At 71.0% G+C, this 14,874-nt stretch carries 17 protein-coding genes and 1 riboswitch; of the genes, 10 read left to right on the top strand and 7 right to left on the bottom strand.

Annotated features, from left to right (window positions below):
- Window positions 1-25: 25 nt before the first annotated feature.
- The 4 genes from ABD236_RS11205 to ABD236_RS11190 all read left to right on the top strand — a co-directional run bounded on the left by ABD236_RS11205 (window position 26) and on the right by ABD236_RS11190 (window position 3,307).
- The gene (locus tag ABD236_RS11205) at window positions 26-913 is read left to right on the top strand and encodes an SDR family oxidoreductase (protein WP_344073074.1); all 888 of its coding nucleotides are present in this window, start codon (window positions 26-28) and stop codon (window positions 911-913) included.
- A gap of 38 nt (window positions 914-951) precedes the next feature.
- The gene (locus tag ABD236_RS11200; protein ID WP_344073072.1) at window positions 952-2,181 is read left to right on the top strand and encodes an FUSC family protein; all 1,230 of its coding nucleotides are present in this window, start codon (window positions 952-954) and stop codon (window positions 2,179-2,181) included.
- Window positions 2,182-2,356: 175 nt separating this feature from the next.
- On the top strand, window positions 2,357-3,064 hold the full coding sequence (locus tag ABD236_RS11195) for an SUKH-4 family immunity protein (protein WP_344074212.1): 708 nt from the start codon (window positions 2,357-2,359) through the stop codon (window positions 3,062-3,064).
- Window positions 3,065-3,118: 54 nt separating this feature from the next.
- On the top strand, window positions 3,119-3,307 hold the full coding sequence (locus tag ABD236_RS11190) for a hypothetical protein (RefSeq protein ID WP_344073070.1): 189 nt from the start codon (window positions 3,119-3,121) through the stop codon (window positions 3,305-3,307).
- Window positions 3,308-3,474: 167 nt separating this feature from the next.
- Here ABD236_RS11190 and ABD236_RS11185 read toward each other — a convergent pair whose 3' ends face one another.
- A complete protein-coding gene (locus ABD236_RS11185; protein WP_344073068.1) occupies window positions 3,475-5,406 on the bottom strand; it encodes a PIG-L family deacetylase in 1,932 nt (643 codons plus the stop codon).
- A gap of 772 nt (window positions 5,407-6,178) precedes the next feature.
- On the opposite strand from ABD236_RS11185, the gene ABD236_RS11180 reads away from it, so the two are divergent.
- Together ABD236_RS11180 and ABD236_RS11175 are read left to right on the top strand one after the other, a co-directional pair.
- Complete coding sequence (locus ABD236_RS11180) at window positions 6,179-6,742, top strand: hypothetical protein (RefSeq protein ID WP_344073066.1); 564 nt, start codon at window positions 6,179-6,181, stop codon at window positions 6,740-6,742.
- A gap of 134 nt (window positions 6,743-6,876) precedes the next feature.
- Window positions 6,877-7,371, top strand: coding sequence for a hypothetical protein (locus tag ABD236_RS11175; protein ID WP_344073064.1), 495 nt, complete (start codon window positions 6,877-6,879; stop codon window positions 7,369-7,371).
- A gap of 44 nt (window positions 7,372-7,415) precedes the next feature.
- On the opposite strand, the gene ABD236_RS11170 is transcribed toward ABD236_RS11175, so the two are convergent.
- A complete protein-coding gene (locus tag ABD236_RS11170; protein WP_344073062.1) occupies window positions 7,416-7,844 on the bottom strand; it encodes an acyl-CoA thioesterase in 429 nt (142 codons plus the stop codon).
- Between the two features lie 125 nt (window positions 7,845-7,969).
- Window positions 7,970-8,199, bottom strand: a riboswitch (cobalamin riboswitch).
- Window positions 8,200-8,352: 153 nt separating this feature from the next.
- On the opposite strand from ABD236_RS11170, the gene tsaD reads away from it, so the two are divergent.
- Window positions 8,353-9,411 (top strand): tRNA (adenosine(37)-N6)-threonylcarbamoyltransferase complex transferase subunit TsaD, encoded by a 1,059-nt coding sequence (gene tsaD, locus ABD236_RS11165; RefSeq protein ID WP_344074211.1) that lies wholly within the window; start codon window positions 8,353-8,355, stop codon window positions 9,409-9,411.
- Complete coding sequence (locus ABD236_RS11160; RefSeq protein WP_344073060.1) at window positions 9,408-9,983, top strand: GNAT family N-acetyltransferase; 576 nt, start codon at window positions 9,408-9,410, stop codon at window positions 9,981-9,983. Before tsaD ends, ABD236_RS11160 begins: the two co-directional genes overlap by 4 nt.
- Before the next feature lie 130 nt (window positions 9,984-10,113).
- Here the strand turns inward: ABD236_RS11160 and ABD236_RS11155 are convergent, their stop codons facing one another.
- On the bottom strand, window positions 10,114-10,557 hold the full coding sequence (locus tag ABD236_RS11155; protein ID WP_344073058.1) for a peptidoglycan-binding domain-containing protein: 444 nt from the start codon (window positions 10,555-10,557) through the stop codon (window positions 10,114-10,116).
- Window positions 10,558-10,754: 197 nt separating this feature from the next.
- A complete protein-coding gene (locus ABD236_RS11150; protein WP_344073056.1) occupies window positions 10,755-11,216 on the bottom strand; it encodes a VOC family protein in 462 nt (153 codons plus the stop codon).
- A 140-nt stretch (window positions 11,217-11,356) separates the two neighbouring features.
- On the opposite strand from ABD236_RS11150, the gene ABD236_RS11145 reads away from it, so the two are divergent.
- Both ABD236_RS11145 and ABD236_RS11140 read left to right on the top strand, forming a co-directional pair.
- Window positions 11,357-11,788, top strand: coding sequence for a DUF3052 domain-containing protein (locus tag ABD236_RS11145; protein ID WP_344073053.1), 432 nt, complete (start codon window positions 11,357-11,359; stop codon window positions 11,786-11,788).
- A 106-nt stretch (window positions 11,789-11,894) separates the two neighbouring features.
- Window positions 11,895-12,374 (top strand): SRPBCC family protein, encoded by a 480-nt coding sequence (locus tag ABD236_RS11140; RefSeq protein WP_344073051.1) that lies wholly within the window; start codon window positions 11,895-11,897, stop codon window positions 12,372-12,374.
- An 8-nt stretch (window positions 12,375-12,382) separates the two neighbouring features.
- Here ABD236_RS11140 and ABD236_RS11135 read toward each other — a convergent pair whose 3' ends face one another.
- From ABD236_RS11135 to ABD236_RS11125, 3 genes are read right to left on the bottom strand one after another with little or no spacing between them, the layout of a single operon-like run.
- A complete protein-coding gene (locus ABD236_RS11135) occupies window positions 12,383-13,042 on the bottom strand; it encodes an MSMEG_1061 family FMN-dependent PPOX-type flavoprotein (protein WP_344073049.1) in 660 nt (219 codons plus the stop codon).
- A complete protein-coding gene (locus ABD236_RS11130) occupies window positions 13,039-14,307 on the bottom strand; it encodes an MFS transporter (protein ID WP_344073047.1) in 1,269 nt (422 codons plus the stop codon). Before ABD236_RS11130 ends, ABD236_RS11135 begins: the two co-directional genes overlap by 4 nt.
- Window positions 14,304-14,843 carry an ArsR/SmtB family transcription factor gene (locus ABD236_RS11125; RefSeq protein ID WP_344073045.1) on the bottom strand — a complete coding sequence of 180 codons (540 nt, stop codon included), beginning with the start codon at window positions 14,841-14,843 and terminating at the stop codon, window positions 14,304-14,306. The genes ABD236_RS11130 and ABD236_RS11125 overlap by 4 nt, the downstream gene beginning before the upstream one ends.
- Between the last annotated feature and the right edge of the window lie 31 nt (window positions 14,844-14,874).

Below are 14,874 nucleotides of genomic sequence, written 5' to 3'. Positions count from 1 at the left end.
GCCCTCCTCCAGAAAGGCGCCGCTCATGGCCGACCCCGCTCGCCCGCAGGACCCGACCGACAAGCACCCCCGGCCCGACCTGCCCCAGCAGGACCAGCAGCACCCTGGCTGGACCGGTCCGATGGACCCGCCGCCGGACCACGGTGAGCAGACGTACCGGGGCAGTGGTCTGCTCGCCGGGCGCAAGACCGTCCTCACCGGCGGCGACTCCGGCATCGGGCGGGCCGTCGCCCTCGCCTATGCCCGCGAAGGCGCCGATGTGCTCTTCACCCACCTGCCGGAAGAGGAGGAGGACGCCCGCGAGACCGTACGTCTGGTGGAGGAGGCGGGACAGCGGGCCGTGGCCGTGGCCTGCGACATCCGCGAGGAAGCGCAGTGCCGGGACCTGATCGGGCGGGCGGTCGCCGAGTTCGGGCGCATCGACGTGCTGGTCAACAACGCGGCGTACCAAATGGCACAGTCCGAGGGCATCGAAGCCATCACCACCGAGCAGTTCGACCGGGTGCTGCGCACCAACCTGTACGGCATGTTCTGGCTGACCAAGATGGCCGTGCCGCACATCCCGGCGGGTGGCTCCGTCATTAACACCACCTCGGTCCAGGCCTACCAGCCCAGCCCCCACCTGCTCGATTACGCCATGACGAAGGGCGCGATCGTCACGTTCACCAAGGGCTTGGCCCAGATGCTGGCCGAGCGGGGGATCCGGGTCAACGCCGTCGCGCCGGGCCCGGTGTGGACGCCGCTGATCCCGGCGACCCTGCCGGACACCGTCGAATTCGGCAAACAGGCTCCACTGGGGCGGCCCGCCCAGCCTGCCGAGATGGCGCCTGCGTACGTGTTCCTCGCCTCCGAACACGCCAGCTTCATCACGGCGGAAGTCCTCAACGCCACCGGAGGCTCACCGCTTCCATAGACCGGACCGGTGGGCTGGGCGAGGCACAGGATGGAACGTTGACAGATCTGCGCCAGGCCTTCCTTCAGTGGAGGCAGTGGGCAACCTGGGAGTGCGCGGCGGTGGCCCGCTCCGCGCGGCGAGCGCTGGGGGGTGCGGGACCCGAACGGGACACCGCCGTCCAGGCGTTCAAAGCAGCCGCGGCAGCGCTGATCGCCTGGGCGCTGGCGGGCTGGTGGTGGAAGGCACCGATGGCGCTGCTGGCGCCCTGGACGGCACTGTTCCTGGTGCAGAGCACGGTGTACCGGTCGCTCAAGACAGCACTGCAGCAGTTCGTGGTCGTGGTGGTCGGCACGCTGCTGGCGGCCGCGGCCGGGGTGCTGACGGGCGACACCATGCTGGCCATGCTCATCGCGCTGCCCCTGACCACGCTCTTCGGCTCGTACGCGCGGTTCGGCACGCAGGGTCTGAACGCGCCGACCGCCGCGCTGTTCGTCCTGGTCTACGGCACGTACTCGGGATTCGCGATCGTCCACCGCTTCCTGGAGACCCTGCTCGGCGCGGCCATCGGGCTCACCGTCAACGCGCTGGTGGTGCCTCCGGTCCACACCCGCAGTGTGCGTCACCTGCGCGCACGTCTGCCCGAGGAGAGCGCCGCGCTGCTGCACACGGTCGCTGACGGGCTCGACGACGGCGGCTTCTCCCACGGGGACGCCGATGCCTGGCACGACCGGGCGAGGCGGCTCACCGACCGTGTCACCGACCTGCGCTCGGCCCGCCGCTGGTCGGACGAGAGCTATCGCTTCAACCCGGGCCGCAGACTGCGCCGTTCCGCTCCGGTGGCCCCGGCCGCCGACTGGGACTTCGTATGGGACCGGATCACGAGCCACATCGAAGCGATCACCCGGACCCTGGCCGACGCGGCCGGAGGCCGCTGCGACGACACAGTCCTGCGCGACCCCGCGCCCCGCACGGTGGCCGAGCTGCTGCGGGCGGCCGGAGATGTCTGCGCGCTGGATGACGCGGTGGAGATCCCGGCCGACCAGGCACAGGGCAGCGAGAACCAGTCCGGTGGGCGCAGCCGCGAGCGGCGCGAGGCGCTGCGGCGGGCGTACACGGCCCAGAGCGAGCTGACCTCGCTGTTTCGTGAGCGCGGTGACGCACTGGAGGATGTGCTGGCGGCCCTCACCGCGGACACGATCCGACTGCTCGCCGAGTTGTCGGCGGTTGCGGGGCGCGACCGGGGCGAGGGGCCGGAGGGGGAGGAAGCCGCGGCCGACGGTGGATAGGCCGTGGAACGGGGGCCGTCGTGCCGCGCAGGGCCAGGTGGCGCATGCGGCCTGCGGCTTCGTGCAGCGGGCTCGACTGGGCGAGGATGGCAAGATGCGTCAGCGCCACGCATGGCATCGCCCTGATCCGCGGTGCGGCCGGCGTCCCTTGCTCGCTCAGGCTGGAGTCTCCGTAGTGCTTTTCCCCGTCACACGCCGCGAACTCGTCGACATCTTCGGCGAGGACCGGCTCGCGACACTGCCTGCCACCGCCTTCCCGCCCTTCACCGCGGACACCGAAGGCGCCCGCCTTCTGCAGACCGTCGGTGTCCCTACCGGGACGCTCTACCTGCGCGAGCCCGACGGGAACGACGGTCGGCTGCCCCTCCTCCAGGACGTCGTCGACTCGGGGGACTTCGAGGACGCTCCGAAGGACGCGGACGGGTGGCCTGTGATCGGCTGGCTGCTCAACGCTCATCTCGCCCTCGACCCCCGTTCCGGCAAGGTGTACGCCTTCGACGCCGATGAGGAGACGGTGCAGGAACTCCATACGGACGTCTCTTCGCTCATCCAGGTCAGCCTTCGCTTCCAGCGTCTGCTCGAAGAGTTCACCTTCAGCGACGACCCCGACAGCGACGACCCCGACAGCGACGACCCCGACAGCGACGACGCCGACGAGGAAGCCGAGTTCGAGCGCCTGGAGGGCGAGGTCGAGCGCATCCGTCAGGAGACGAGCAGCATCGACCCGCTTCCCTTCCAGGACGACGAAACCGTCTGGTCGGTGGTCGGTGAGGAGATCGCCGCCGGCCAGCGCTTCACGGGCAGCAGTCCGGGAGGCCGTTCAACCCGTCATTACACTCCGTGTCCGTCTGATTGCGAGACGTGTGGGGGCGTGTCAGGCTGATCCGGGGCGATCATCAGCCCCATCCCCGCCTCCCGCTGCTAGGAGTGAATCAGCATGGGCATCAAGGACGAGATGCAGGCCAAGGCTCAGCAGGCCAAGGAGAAGATGCAGGGCAAGCAGGACGACACCCGCCAGCGCGGCCAGGACGAGCAGGAGCGGCTCCGCCAGCGTGCTGACGAGGCCCGCCAGCAGGGCCAGCGGTCCTTCGACGACGTCCAGGACGAACTCGACGACCGCATCTGACGTCCTCGCCTCCCCTGCCCGCTGTTGCTGATGCGGCCGCAGTCGCCGTCAGCGGCGGTCGCAGCGGGGAGCGTGCATGCGCAGTCGGCGGGCCCTGGTGGCCCGCCGACTGCTCGTGGGTGGCGGCGCAGCGCCAAGTAGAGCCGGGGTGGTGGGAGAGACGGGGATCAGGCGCGGGACTCAGGCATCGCCTGAGTGCGCAGCGTCGCGTCGGGGGCCAGCGCGGCGAGGACGGGGCGGTTGGCGGAGTCCGTTGTCAGGGCGGCCGCGCCGACCACAGCGCCCGGGACCGTGCTCCACCGCGGGGGCCGACCGGTGTCCAGGGTGGCCAGGCTCGTACCGCCGTCGTTGTTGCGGGCGGCCAGAAGCACCCCGCCGGGTATGGAGTGCAGGGCGAGTGTCCCGTAGCCGCGGCTGCCCAGGTCGAGGTGCTCGTCGCGCCACGCGCCGCCGCCGGCCGGGAGGGTGCGCACGAGCACACGGGCGGTTCTGGCCTCGCGGAAAGCGAGGAGGAGCGAGCCGTCGGGCCGGGCCAGCGCTGTCGGCGGGTCGGCCGGGGCGGGCAGCCCGGTGGGGACGAGGACGAACGGCCCCCCGGGGCCCCGCTGCGCCCAGTGGCGAACGGTGTAGTGGCCGGCGCCGAAGACGTGGACGACCCCCGTGGCGTCGGTGACGGCGCTCAGCCCCTCCTGGACTTCGGCGCCGCCCAGGTCCGACCAGTCGCTCCAGGTGCCGTCGGCTCGCTGGCTGCGGGCGGAGACTCCCTTGGCCCAGTTGCGTACGAAGAGCCAGGTGGTGCCGTCGGCGCCGCGGGTCACGACCGGCCCGCCGACCCGGCGGGCATGCTCGGGGTCGCGGTCGGGGGCGCCCAGCGAGCTCCAGGGGCGGAAGGGCCCGCCCTTGCTGGGCTGGTCTGTCGTGACGATCTCACGGCGGTTGTCCTGCGGCCCGGGGCCGAGTGAGGCGATGCGCTCCGCGAACAGCTGCCAGCGGCCGTCCTTGGTGAGCGAGGCTGTCAGGCCCGGCAGCAGTCCCTTGCCGGCCAGCAGCTTCGGCGCCGCCCACTGGCCGCTGCCGCGCTCGCTCTCCTGCCACATGGCGGCCTGTCCGCCGAGGACGGCGAACGCGGTCAGCCGCCCGTCCGCGCCCTGCCGCAGCTGCGGAGCGGCCGTGGGGTAGCGCAGCGAGGTGCGCTGGAGCCAGCCGGTGCCGTACGAGCGGTCGCGGCCGACGTCGTAGTCGCCGCAGCCGCCGAAGACCTTGTCGTCACAGCCCTTCGGGGAGCCTCCGTAGGCGTTGAGGACGTTGGCCTTGGCGCGGACGATCTGCGCGGGGAGGGCCTGCGGCCAGCGCTCGTTGTAGTAGCCGCGGAAGGCGGTGACGGTGTGGGGCGCCTGGTAGTGGTCGAGTGCGGCGTAGGTGAACAGCGCGGTGGCGGTGTGGTCGGGGTGGTCGGAGTAGCCGCGCTGGTCGTGGTGGGCGCGGTGCTTGGCGTCACGGACCTGCATGTCCGGGTCGGGGTCCATGGTGCGTACGAGGGTGGGCCGGTAGCTGTTCAAGAGGTACGTCAGCGTGTCTATCAGCCCGGTGCGGGTGACCGTGTGGGCGGCCCGGACGGGAGAGCCGGTGCCCACCAGCGTCCGGGTGACCGTCTTGGGGTCCTCCCACAGACGCCGCAGGTCACGGCTGGGGGTTTTGCCGTGGGTGGGGGAGTGCTGGGACACACCGAGGAAGACCAGCCGGATGCCGGGGTGCCGGCTCAGGACGTCCACTTCGATGGGGGTGCCGTCGGGCAGGGTGGCGACCTGCTGCGCCCAGGGGGCTTTGGTGTCTCCGGTCGCCATGAGCGCGTACGCCTGGCGCAGGCCCTGACGGCGGGCGCCGGCGTAGTTGGCGACGTCGGGCTTGGGGGGCTTGCGGCCGGGGACCTTGTTGAATCCCTGGGCCTCCCCGCTGGTCACATAGACGCTGACGAGCTGGTCGTTGGCGTCTATGGACTGCTGGAGATCGGGGTTCATGAAGTACAGGTCGTCGTCCGGGTGGGCCACGATCTGCATGACGCGGGCACCGCTCGAACCGTCGTGGGAGACCTGCACCACACCGCGCGTGTGGATCGGCGAGGAGGCACGCGACGGCGAACCGGGGGCGCAGGCCGATATCGCCGCGGACAGGGCTATGAGGCCGGCAACGAGGGCGCGGCGAGCGGGAAGTGACGGCACGGGAGGTCTTTCGCGGGTGGGTGAGCGGGCGGATGCGTACGGGCAGGACACGGGCGAGCACGACTCCAGGGAGAGACGTGCACCGCACGGCGGCCTGCCCGAGGCGCAGCACGGCGCTGCCCCGTCCCGGGCCGGTGGTGTGGGGGTCAAGTCGGCGGACGGTGCTGAGGCGTGAGCGGCAGAGCTGACGCTACGAAGAGCGCACGTAGGTATTCCATCGGCGATGTAACAGTTGGCGGGACATTGCCATACGGAGTTGTTAAGTCGCGCTGGTCGCCCCTGAGCGAGGGGAGCGGTGCGTCGGCACGCCGAGGTATTCGGCCTGTGCTCCTTGTCGCCGGGAGGGGCGAGGAGCACGATGGAGAGCGGAGGCAGGGCGTCCACATGGGTCGGAGGTCACTGTCCGTACCACTGTCGGAGTCGTACGTGATCACGGCTCTCCTGGGCCGCGCCCACCCTCGTGGCCACCGCGAAGATCCAGACGGCGGTGACTGGCCGAGCGCGTGGGGGCCGGCCGTGTTCCCGCTGGGCACGCTGTCGGCGGACGACGGCGCTATCGATGGAGAAGAAGGTCCGCCATACGACAACCGTCGGCGTTGGTGTGCGGCACCTCTTGTCAGTGCGCCGGGCCGGCCAACGAGCGGAGGACTCGATGTCCGTCACCGTCGTGGTCATCATCATTGTCGCCGCCGTGCTGGTGCTCGCCGCGTGCGCGGTGGCAGCGCGCGTGGTCATGGTGCGCCGTCGCCGCGAGCTCCAGGAGCGGTTCGGCCCCGAGTACGAGCGCACTGTGGAGGCGCGGGACAGCCGTCGGGCCGGCGAGCAGGAGCTGCGTGAGCGCGAGGAGCGCCACGATGCGCTGGACATCAAGCCGCTGCCGGCTGCTGTCCGCGACCGCTACTCCCTGGACTGGGCCCGCGTGCAGGAACAGTTCGTCGACCGGCCCGACGACGCCGTACACGACGCCGACCGGCTGGTGACGACGCTCATGGGCGAGCGCGGCTACCCGACAGAAGGGTACGAGCAGCAGCTCAAGGACCTGTCCGTCGAGCACGGGAGAACCCTGGAGCACTACCGCGCCGCGCATGACGTCAACGAGCGCAGCAGCCGTCACGAGGCGACCACGGAGGAGCTGCGCGGCGCGATGGTGCACTACCGCGCGCTGTTCGAGGAACTGCTGCACAACGGAGACCGGCCGGGCAGGGGCGCGGAATGAGCTCGCGGCCGACGGTAGGGTGCGCCGCAGGGGCAGCGCCTTCGATCCAGCGGACACCCGCCATGACGCGTGACGGACCGACCGCGTGATCGACAGACAGAGGGATTGATGTACACAGGGATGGATGTGTAGAGATGGGCAGCACGGAGACACCCCGACCCGATGACAGCGGCGCTCTGTCCACGGAGGACCTCGCCGGCACCGGGCGGCAGGACATCGAGAGCGAGAGCAGCGAGGCTTCAGAGCTCGCCGACACCCCGCCGGCGTATCCCGGAGAAGCCACCGCCGACCTGGGGGACCGACAGGACGACGCCGGGCGGGCCCCCTCCGACGGAGGCGGGGACTCGGCACCGCCGGAGGAGAACGAACCCCTGCTGGGAGCGGAACAGGAGGAGTTCCGTGCCAGGTGGCAGCAGATCCAGAGCCAGTTCGTCGACGACCCCAGGGACTCCGTCAACGCGGCCGACCAGTTGGTCGCCGAGACGATGCAGGCACTGGCCACCACCTTCTCGGCACACAAGCGCGACCTCGAGAGCCAGTGGCACCGCGGCGAGGAGGTGGCGACCGAGGACCTTCGCGTGGCACTTCAGCAGTACCGCTCGTTCTTCAACCGACTGCTCAGCACGTGACCCCGGGGCGGGGGAGGGCCAGGTCCGTCCGGTGAAGGACGTGTCTATGACTCCAGTAGACCGGGAACGGGCCGTGGCCGGCCCTCGCTGTCGATGGCCACGAAGCTCAGGCGGGCGGTGGCCACTTCGGTGGGGGGAGTGGTGGTGGCGTTCCAGCGCTCGGCGGTGACGCGTACGGCCACCGTCATCGAGGTCCGGCCGGCGCGTTCGAGGAGGGCGTGGACGGTCAGGAGGTCCCCGGCGCGGGCGGGGGCGAGGAACGTCATGCGGTCCACGGAGACCGTCACGGCCGGCCCGTCGGCGTGGCGGCCCGCCGAGGCCGCCGCCGCGTCGTCGATCAGCTTCATGACGACGCCGCCGTGAATGGTGCCGTAGAGGTTGGTGTCGTGCTCGCTCATGATGTGGGCGAGGGTCACCCGGGAGTCGGCCGGCGCCTTGTGGGCGCGGGGGCCTGCGGTGATGTCCGCGGTCACGGAACTCTCCTTCGCGAGTCGTGGATCGACCCGGCGGCGTACCGCGGACGCGAGGGAGGGCGGGCTCGGTAGGTGCCCGCTGCCGCCGGCCCGCCCACGAGGCCACCGATTCTCCGCACGCGCTCGTCGCGCACGGGCAGCGGCAGGTCTTCGGACTCACGGGCACGCCACCGTACGAACGACATGTACGAGGCATCTACTGGCCGTCGCTTCCCAGGACCGTTGTCGGTCCCAGTGCGTATGACGGCGGTCGTTCCCGCTCACCGCTGCGGGGCAGTCCCGGATTCCCACCGGGTTCCCTCTTACGACGCATCCCGCCTGGCGGGCGGGGCGAACCAGCTGCGCTCTCAGCCTAGGTCACGGCCCCGGGCGTTTCGGCGGCCCGGCCGGATGGCGTACGTCTCACATCACGGGCCGGAAGAGCCGTGCGGTGCGCCTGCCCCGTATCTTATTGCACATAGGTTGCAAGAACGATTGATATGCGAAAGAGGCTGACGTGGGCGCTCCGGTGGTGCTGGGCATCGAGTCGTCGTGCGACGAGACCGGGGCCGGGATCGTGTCCGGCGGGCGGCTGCTCGCGCACGTCGTGGCGTCGAGCATGGACGAGCACGCGCGGTTCGGCGGGGTCGTGCCGGAGATCGCCGCCCGTGCGCACCTCCAGGCGTTCAATCCCGTGGTCCAGGAGGCCCTCGACCAGGCGGGGTTGCGGCTGCGCGACATCGACGCCGTCGCCGTCACCACCGGCCCCGGCCTCTCCGGCGCCCTCCAAGTCGGTCTCGCCGGAGCGAAGACGCTCGCGTACGCCGCCGGTGTGCCGCTGTACGGGGTGCACCACCTGGCCGGGCACGTGGCGGCGGACACGCTGGAGCACGGGCCGCTGCCGAATCCGTGCATGGTGCTGATCGTGTCGGGCGGGCACACCTCGCTGCTGCTGGTGCGGGACCTCGTACGCGACCCGATCCTGCACCTCGGCGACACCGTCGACGACGCGGCGGGGGAGTGCTTCGACAAGGTGGCCCGGGTGTTCGGGCTGCCGTATCCGGGCGGGCCCGCCATCGACCGGGCCGCCCGTGAGGGCGACCCGTGCGCGGTGGCCTTCCCGCGCCCGCTGACCGGCCCACGCGACGATCCGTACGCCTTCTCCTTCTCCGGCTTGAAGACCGCCGCCGCACGCTGGGCCGAACGCCACCGGCAGTCCGGCGAGGAGATCCCGCTGGCCGACGGCGCCGCCTCCCTCCAGGAGGCCGTCGCCGACGTGCTGACCCGCAAGGCGCTGGCCGCCTGCCGGGAGTACGACGTGCGCACCCTCGTGGTCGTGGGCGGGGTGGCCGCCAACTCGCGGGTGCGGGCGCTCGCGGAGGAGCGTTGTGCGATCGCGGGTGTGGAACTGCGGGTGCCGCCGCTGACGCTGTGCACCGACAACGGGGCGATGATCGCGGCCGTGGGCGACCTGCTGGTACGGGCCGACGCCGCCCCGGCTCAGCTGGACATCTCCATCGACCCGTCCGCCCCGCTGGAGTACGCCTTTCTGCACCCGCTCGCCCGCCCCGCCGCGAGCGCCGCATGAGAGGGCTGGTCATACGCCCGGTCGCGGGTACGGAACTGCTCTCACGCGGCGCGGACATACGACGGGTGTACGCCGATGCCTTCAGCCGACACCCATGGAACGAGGACGCCACCGTCGCGGACACCTATATACGGCGGTTGGCCGACGATGTCACGCGCCCGGGCTTCGTGGCGGCCCTGGCCTTCGACGCGGAGACGGTCGTCGGTATGGCCACCGCCTGGACGACCTCCGCCCCCTTCCCGTCCGGCCGTTGCTACCCGCAGGCCGCTGCCGCCCTGGGCGCGGAGCGCACGGCGGACTGGCTGTGCGGCGGTCGGGAGGTCGACGAGCTCGCCGTGGCCGGTGCGGCGCGCGGCCGTGGCGTCGGCGCGGCCCTCCTGCACGCGGTGACCGGCGACGCACCCGACGGCCGCTGCTGGCTGCTCACCTCGGTCCGTGCCCCCGACGTCGTCCGCTTCTACCGGCGCCTGGGCTGGGCCCAGGCCACCCACCCAGCACCTGAGGGGAACGGAATCGCGGTCTTCCTCGGGCCGGCGCATCCGGCCCGTCCGGCCGTCGTGGGCACGGACTGAACGAGGCGAGGATCCTTGGTGCGTACGGTCGGTATCTGCGGCCGGCCCGGATGCCTGCGCCGCACCCTTCGCCTGTGCACGGCTGTGGCCGCCCGTGGTTCGGGTGGCCACAGCCGTGGCGACGCGGCGGCTAGATGGTATCGGCGAAGCGCTTGAAGGCCGCCTGCGTGTTGGGGCCCGGGTCCCCGTCGATCTTGTCGGTGTAGCCGTAGTTACGCAGGAGCCGCTGGAGGGCCATCACGGTGTTGGGGCCGGGGTCGCCGTCAATCTTGTCCGTGTAGCCCCAGTGGGTCTTGAGGCACCTCTGGAAAGCCTTCCAGCTGTTGATGCCGAGCTGGCCGTCGATGCCGTCGTTGTAGCCCCAGTAGGTGTGCAGCCAGCGCTGGACGTTCTTCGCCTGCGCGGAGCTGAGGCCGAAGTTGTGCACCGCGAGGATCTGCGCCGACGCAGTGGTGACCGGCACGGCGCTCGGGTGTGCGGGCGCTGCCGCGCTCGCGCCCGCCAGGCCGGCGCCGGACAGTGTCACTGCGAGCGCCGTGCTGACGAACGCCTTCCTCATCCAGCCTTTGCGCATGTCTTTCCCCCTTTGGGTCATGGTCAGTGGCCCTTGTCTGCGACAGTCGCAGACTGGCGCGGCAACGAGTGTGCCGCAGCAGGGTTGTCGCAGGTCAGCTGTGTGCGTCTGGGCGCACACTCCCAGGTGGGCGACGCACATGTGACACACGTCGAGGGGATGCGCAGGGCCCACAGCCCACCGGGTGTGTAGGGATGTCAGTCCAGGCAGAACTCGTTGCCCTCCGGGTCGGTCATCACGAGGAAGCCGGCACTCAGCGGGGGAGCGGGCTCGTGGCGGCGTACCCGCGTCGCTCCCAGCGCGACGAGCCGGTCGCACTCGGTCTCCAGCGCCGCCATCCGCTCGTCTCCCTTCAGCCCGGGAGCCGCGCGGATGTCGAGATGGACGCGGTTCTTGGCGACCTTGTCCTCCGGCACCTGCTGGAAGAAGACGCGCGGGCCGTGCCCGTCAGGGTCCTCGATGGCCGATCTCGTGTTGCGCTCCTCCTGCGGTACGCCGATCCGTGCGAGGAATCCGTCCCAGGCGGCCAGCGGGTCGGCACCCTCGGGCAGGTCGACTCCGGGCGGACCGGGGTGCACATATCCCAGTGCGTCACGCCAGAAGGACGACAGCGCCCGCGGGTCGTGCGCGTCGAAGGTGACCTGGATGTGGCGGCTCATCGGGGTACTCCGTTCATAGCGGGCTTCGTACGCGGGCAGCGGCTGCCCGGCACAACTACTACACAGTCACCGTGTGTATCTGGTTGGATACTGATGTGGGCGTCGTGGATGTGCTCACTCCGGATCCAGAGAGGTCATTGATGTCAGCGACAGCGGGTCACGCAGAGACGAACCTGGCGGTCAGGCTCGGCTTCCAGCCCGACATGGTGGTCCAGGAGATCGGGTACGACGACGACGTCGACCAGGAGCTTCGTGAGGCCATCGAGCAGGCGACCGGTACGGAGCTGGTCGACGAAGAGTACGACGATGTCGCTGACGCGGTGGTCCTCTGGTTCCGCGAAGACGACGGAGACCTCACCGACGCGCTGGTCGACGCCCTCGCCTACATGGAGGAAGGCGGCTCGATCCTCCTGCTCACCCCGAAGAGCGGAAGGGACGGCTACGTCGAGCCGAGCGAGATCGGCGAGGCGTCCACGACCGCGGGTCTGTCCCAGACGAAGTCCATCAACGCCGGCAAGGACTGGAACGGTTCCCGTCTGAGCACGCCCAAGGGTGCCGCCAAGAAGCGTTGACGCGCTGAGGGTGTCGCCACGCTCCTCGCCTGCCCCGCCGATGCCGGCGGCGGTCCGCTACCCTACTCGCCAGTAAGGTCCGGCGAACCTACAGGGAGGGCCAACGATGGGGCGTGAGCGGAAACTTGAGGAGTCCATAGTGGTGGACGCCGCGCCGGAGGCCGTCTATCGGCTGGTGGCGCATCTCCCCGACATGGGCCGCTGGAGTCCCGAGTGCCGCCGGGTCTGGGTGCCGCGTACCCCCGTACGCGCCGGCACGCGCTTCATCGGTCTCAACCGCCGGGGTCCGTTCGTCTGGTTCACGACGGGTCGGGTCTCGGCGGCGCGCGTGGGCGAGGAGTTCACGTTCGACGTCGGGATCTTCGGTTTGCCGATCGCCCGCTGGGGCTACCGCTTCGCCGCCGAAGGGTCGGGCACCCGCGTGACCGAGACCTGGGAGGACCGGCGCACCGGCCCCGGCGCGCGCCTGACCAATGTCCTCGGCACCGTCTTCGCAGGCACCAACCCCGAGCGCCGTATCGCCGTGAACCGCCATGGCATGCGTACCACCCTCGCCCGGATCGCGCAGGCGGCAACCGTCTCCTGACCTCCGCTTCACTCGTACCGGTACTTCAGCGAATCCGCCTCCGCCCGCTCGATGTCGGCGATCGTCAGCTCCGGCATCCGCAGCTGAGCGAGCGTGACCTCGGCAGAGGTCGGCTGGGCGTCCGCCGGCAGCCACTGCTCCGGCTTCCAGGCCGCGCTGCGCAGGAGCGCCTTGGGGCAGTGCGGATAGACCTCCTCGATCCCCACCACCAGCGCACTGGCCGGCGGCTTGCCCACGGCGGTCAGCTGCGACAGGAGCTCCGGGCGGGTGGAGACGCAGGCCCGGCCGTTCACCCTGAGCGTCGTGGTACGCCCCGGGATGACGAACAGCAGTCCGGCGCGCCCGGTGGCGATGACGTTCTGCAGCGTGTCCAGACGCTTGTTGCCGGTCGCGTCCGGTATCGCCACCGTCCGTGCGTCCAGGACGGTGACGAACCCTGCGGGACCGCCGCGCGGGGAGACGTCACAGTTGCCCTCGGCGTCCGTGCTGGCGACCAGGACCAGCGAGGAGCAGGCGATCAACTGCCGCGTCTGCTCGGTCAGTTCGGTCATCTGCTTGCGTACGGCCGCGTCGCCGGGGAGTGCGTAGGCGAGGCGCAGAGCCTCCTGGTCGCGTACGGCGTCGAGCTGGAGCGAGTCGAATGCGCTGGTGGCAGGGGGCGTTGTCATACCTGCGACCCTATGGGGCGGACCGGAACGTCGGCGGGGGCGGCGGCGCGCAGTGCCGCCTCGACCCGGCGGTTGGTGGTCATGGTCGAGGTGACGGCGGTCATGGCGAGGAGGAGGCTCGCCGCGGCGTAGAGCGGCGTGCGGACGTCATAGGTGGTGGCCAGCCAGCCGCCGAGGAAGGCGCCGAAGGGGGCGGCGCACATGGCGAGCATGCGGGAGGTGGAGGCGACCCGGCCCATCAGATGGGCGGGGACGATCGCCTGCCGCAGGGAGGGGCCGAGCACCATCGTGGCGCCCATGCCCGCGCCGCAGACGGCGAGCGCGAGGCCGGCGATGTACGGGTTCGGGGCGGCGGCAAGGCCCAGGATCGCGAGCCCTTCGACCGCGGCCGTGCAGGTCAGTGCGGTGCCGGTGCCGAGTCTTCGGCCGAGGAAGGAGGCGATGGCCGCGCCGAGCAGACCGCCGGTGGCTTCCGCCGTGAGGAGCAGTCCGAAGCCGAAGCTGCCGATGCCGAGGCGGTCGTGGGCGAAGAGGGCGAGGACGGTCTCCACCGCGAGGAAGGCGATGTTCCCGACCGCCGGACGCAGCGCGAGGCCGAGCAGCAACCGGTCCCGGAAGACGTACGAGGCGCCGGCCCGCGCCTGCCGCAGCAGCGATTCACGTGCCTGCGGTACGGGCGGGGGCACGGTGGGCAGCGACCGTACGAGCAGCGCGGAGAGCGCGAACGACACCGCGTCGGCGACCAGCGGAACCGCCCGCCCGAGCGCGAGCAGGGCGCTGCCCGCGGGCGGCCCCGCGAAGCCGGACGCGGCGGTCTGGGCGCCGCGCAGACGGGAGTTGGCGCGCTCCAGGAGTGCCGGGTCGCGGTCGAGCAGATCGGGCAGATAGGCCGTGGCGGCGGTGTCGAAGAAGAGTCCGCCGAGGCCGAGCAGGAAGGCGACGGCCGCGAGCAGGGGAATGCTCAGCACGTCGAGTGCGGCCGCCGCTGCCGGTATCGCCAGCAGCAGCGCACGGATCGTGTCCGTGATCCACATCGTGCGCCGCCGGTCCCAGCGGTCCACCAGCGCACCGCCGAGGACGCCGAACAGCAGCCAGGGCAGGGTTCCCGTGGCCGTGACGACGGCGAGCGCCATCGGGTCCCTCGTCAACGTCAGCGCGAGCAGCGGCAGCGCGGCATGCGACACGCCGTCACCGAGAGAGGACACCGTCTGCGCGGTCCACAGCCGTCCGAACCCGGTCGGCAGCTTTTCGATGGCTGAGGTCACTTGGCGTCTCCTTCGGACTGCTGGGGCACCGCCGGGTGGAACAGGGCGAAGACGAGCGAGGCGTCCGGGAGCGACGGATCGGACAGCTCCCGGTACTCGTCCGCCAGTGCCTGCAGCCGCGCGCCGAGCTCCGCGAACTGCGCGTCGGTGAGCCGCAGATGCGCCATCCGTACGTGCCGCTCGCTGTCCACGGGCGCCGCTTCGAGGTCTGCCACCGCGTGCCGCATCAGCACGTCCGGCCCTCCCTCGCCCGGGTCCGACAGCTCGATCGACCGCGCGGCCATGGCGTAGTAGCGCTCGGTGACACCGCGCACTTTCCGCGTCCGTACCACCTTCACCAGGCCGGCCCGCTCCAGCAGCCGTACGTGGTAGCTGGAGCTCCCCTTCGCGAGGCCCACCCGCTCGGCGATCTGCGTGATCGTCGCGGGCTCGAAGCGGAGGACGGCCATGATCCGGTGGCGGGTGAGGTTGGAGACGGCGCGTAGCTGCTCGTCCGTGGTGACGTGAAACGTCTCAGGAAGATCATCGGTTGGCATGGCCCCAATGGTCAACACTTCTTGACCATTG

Origin of the sequence: Streptomyces crystallinus (assembly GCF_039521265.1) — a bacterium.
GTDB lineage: Bacteria > Actinomycetota > Actinomycetes > Streptomycetales > Streptomycetaceae > Streptomyces > Streptomyces crystallinus.
Note: the sequence above shows the minus strand (reverse complement) of the source record. Positions and strands in the feature narration are given on the sequence as shown.

What these genes read in the sequence shown, in the direction of transcription:
- ABD236_RS11205 (WP_344073074.1), top strand. Translation starts at nt 26, where the DNA reads ATGGCCGACCCCGCTCGCCCGCAGGACCCGACCGACAAGCACCCCCGG.
- ABD236_RS11190 (WP_344073070.1), top strand. Translation starts at nt 3,119, where the DNA reads ATGGGCATCAAGGACGAGATGCAGGCCAAGGCTCAGCAGGCCAAGGAG.
- ABD236_RS11180 (WP_344073066.1), top strand. Translation starts at nt 6,179, where the DNA reads ATGTCCGTCACCGTCGTGGTCATCATCATTGTCGCCGCCGTGCTGGTG.
- ABD236_RS11175 (WP_344073064.1), top strand. Translation starts at nt 6,877, where the DNA reads ATGGGCAGCACGGAGACACCCCGACCCGATGACAGCGGCGCTCTGTCC.
- ABD236_RS11160 (WP_344073060.1), top strand. Translation starts at nt 9,408, where the DNA reads ATGAGAGGGCTGGTCATACGCCCGGTCGCGGGTACGGAACTGCTCTCA.
- ABD236_RS11155 (WP_344073058.1), bottom strand. Translation starts at nt 10,557, where the DNA reads ATGCGCAAAGGCTGGATGAGGAAGGCGTTCGTCAGCACGGCGCTCGCA.
- ABD236_RS11150 (WP_344073056.1), bottom strand. Translation starts at nt 11,216, where the DNA reads ATGAGCCGCCACATCCAGGTCACCTTCGACGCGCACGACCCGCGGGCG.
- ABD236_RS11145 (WP_344073053.1), top strand. Translation starts at nt 11,357, where the DNA reads ATGTCAGCGACAGCGGGTCACGCAGAGACGAACCTGGCGGTCAGGCTC.
- ABD236_RS11140 (WP_344073051.1), top strand. Translation starts at nt 11,895, where the DNA reads ATGGGGCGTGAGCGGAAACTTGAGGAGTCCATAGTGGTGGACGCCGCG.
- ABD236_RS11135 (WP_344073049.1), bottom strand. Translation starts at nt 13,042, where the DNA reads ATGACAACGCCCCCTGCCACCAGCGCATTCGACTCGCTCCAGCTCGAC.
- ABD236_RS11125 (WP_344073045.1), bottom strand. Translation starts at nt 14,843, where the DNA reads ATGCCAACCGATGATCTTCCTGAGACGTTTCACGTCACCACGGACGAG.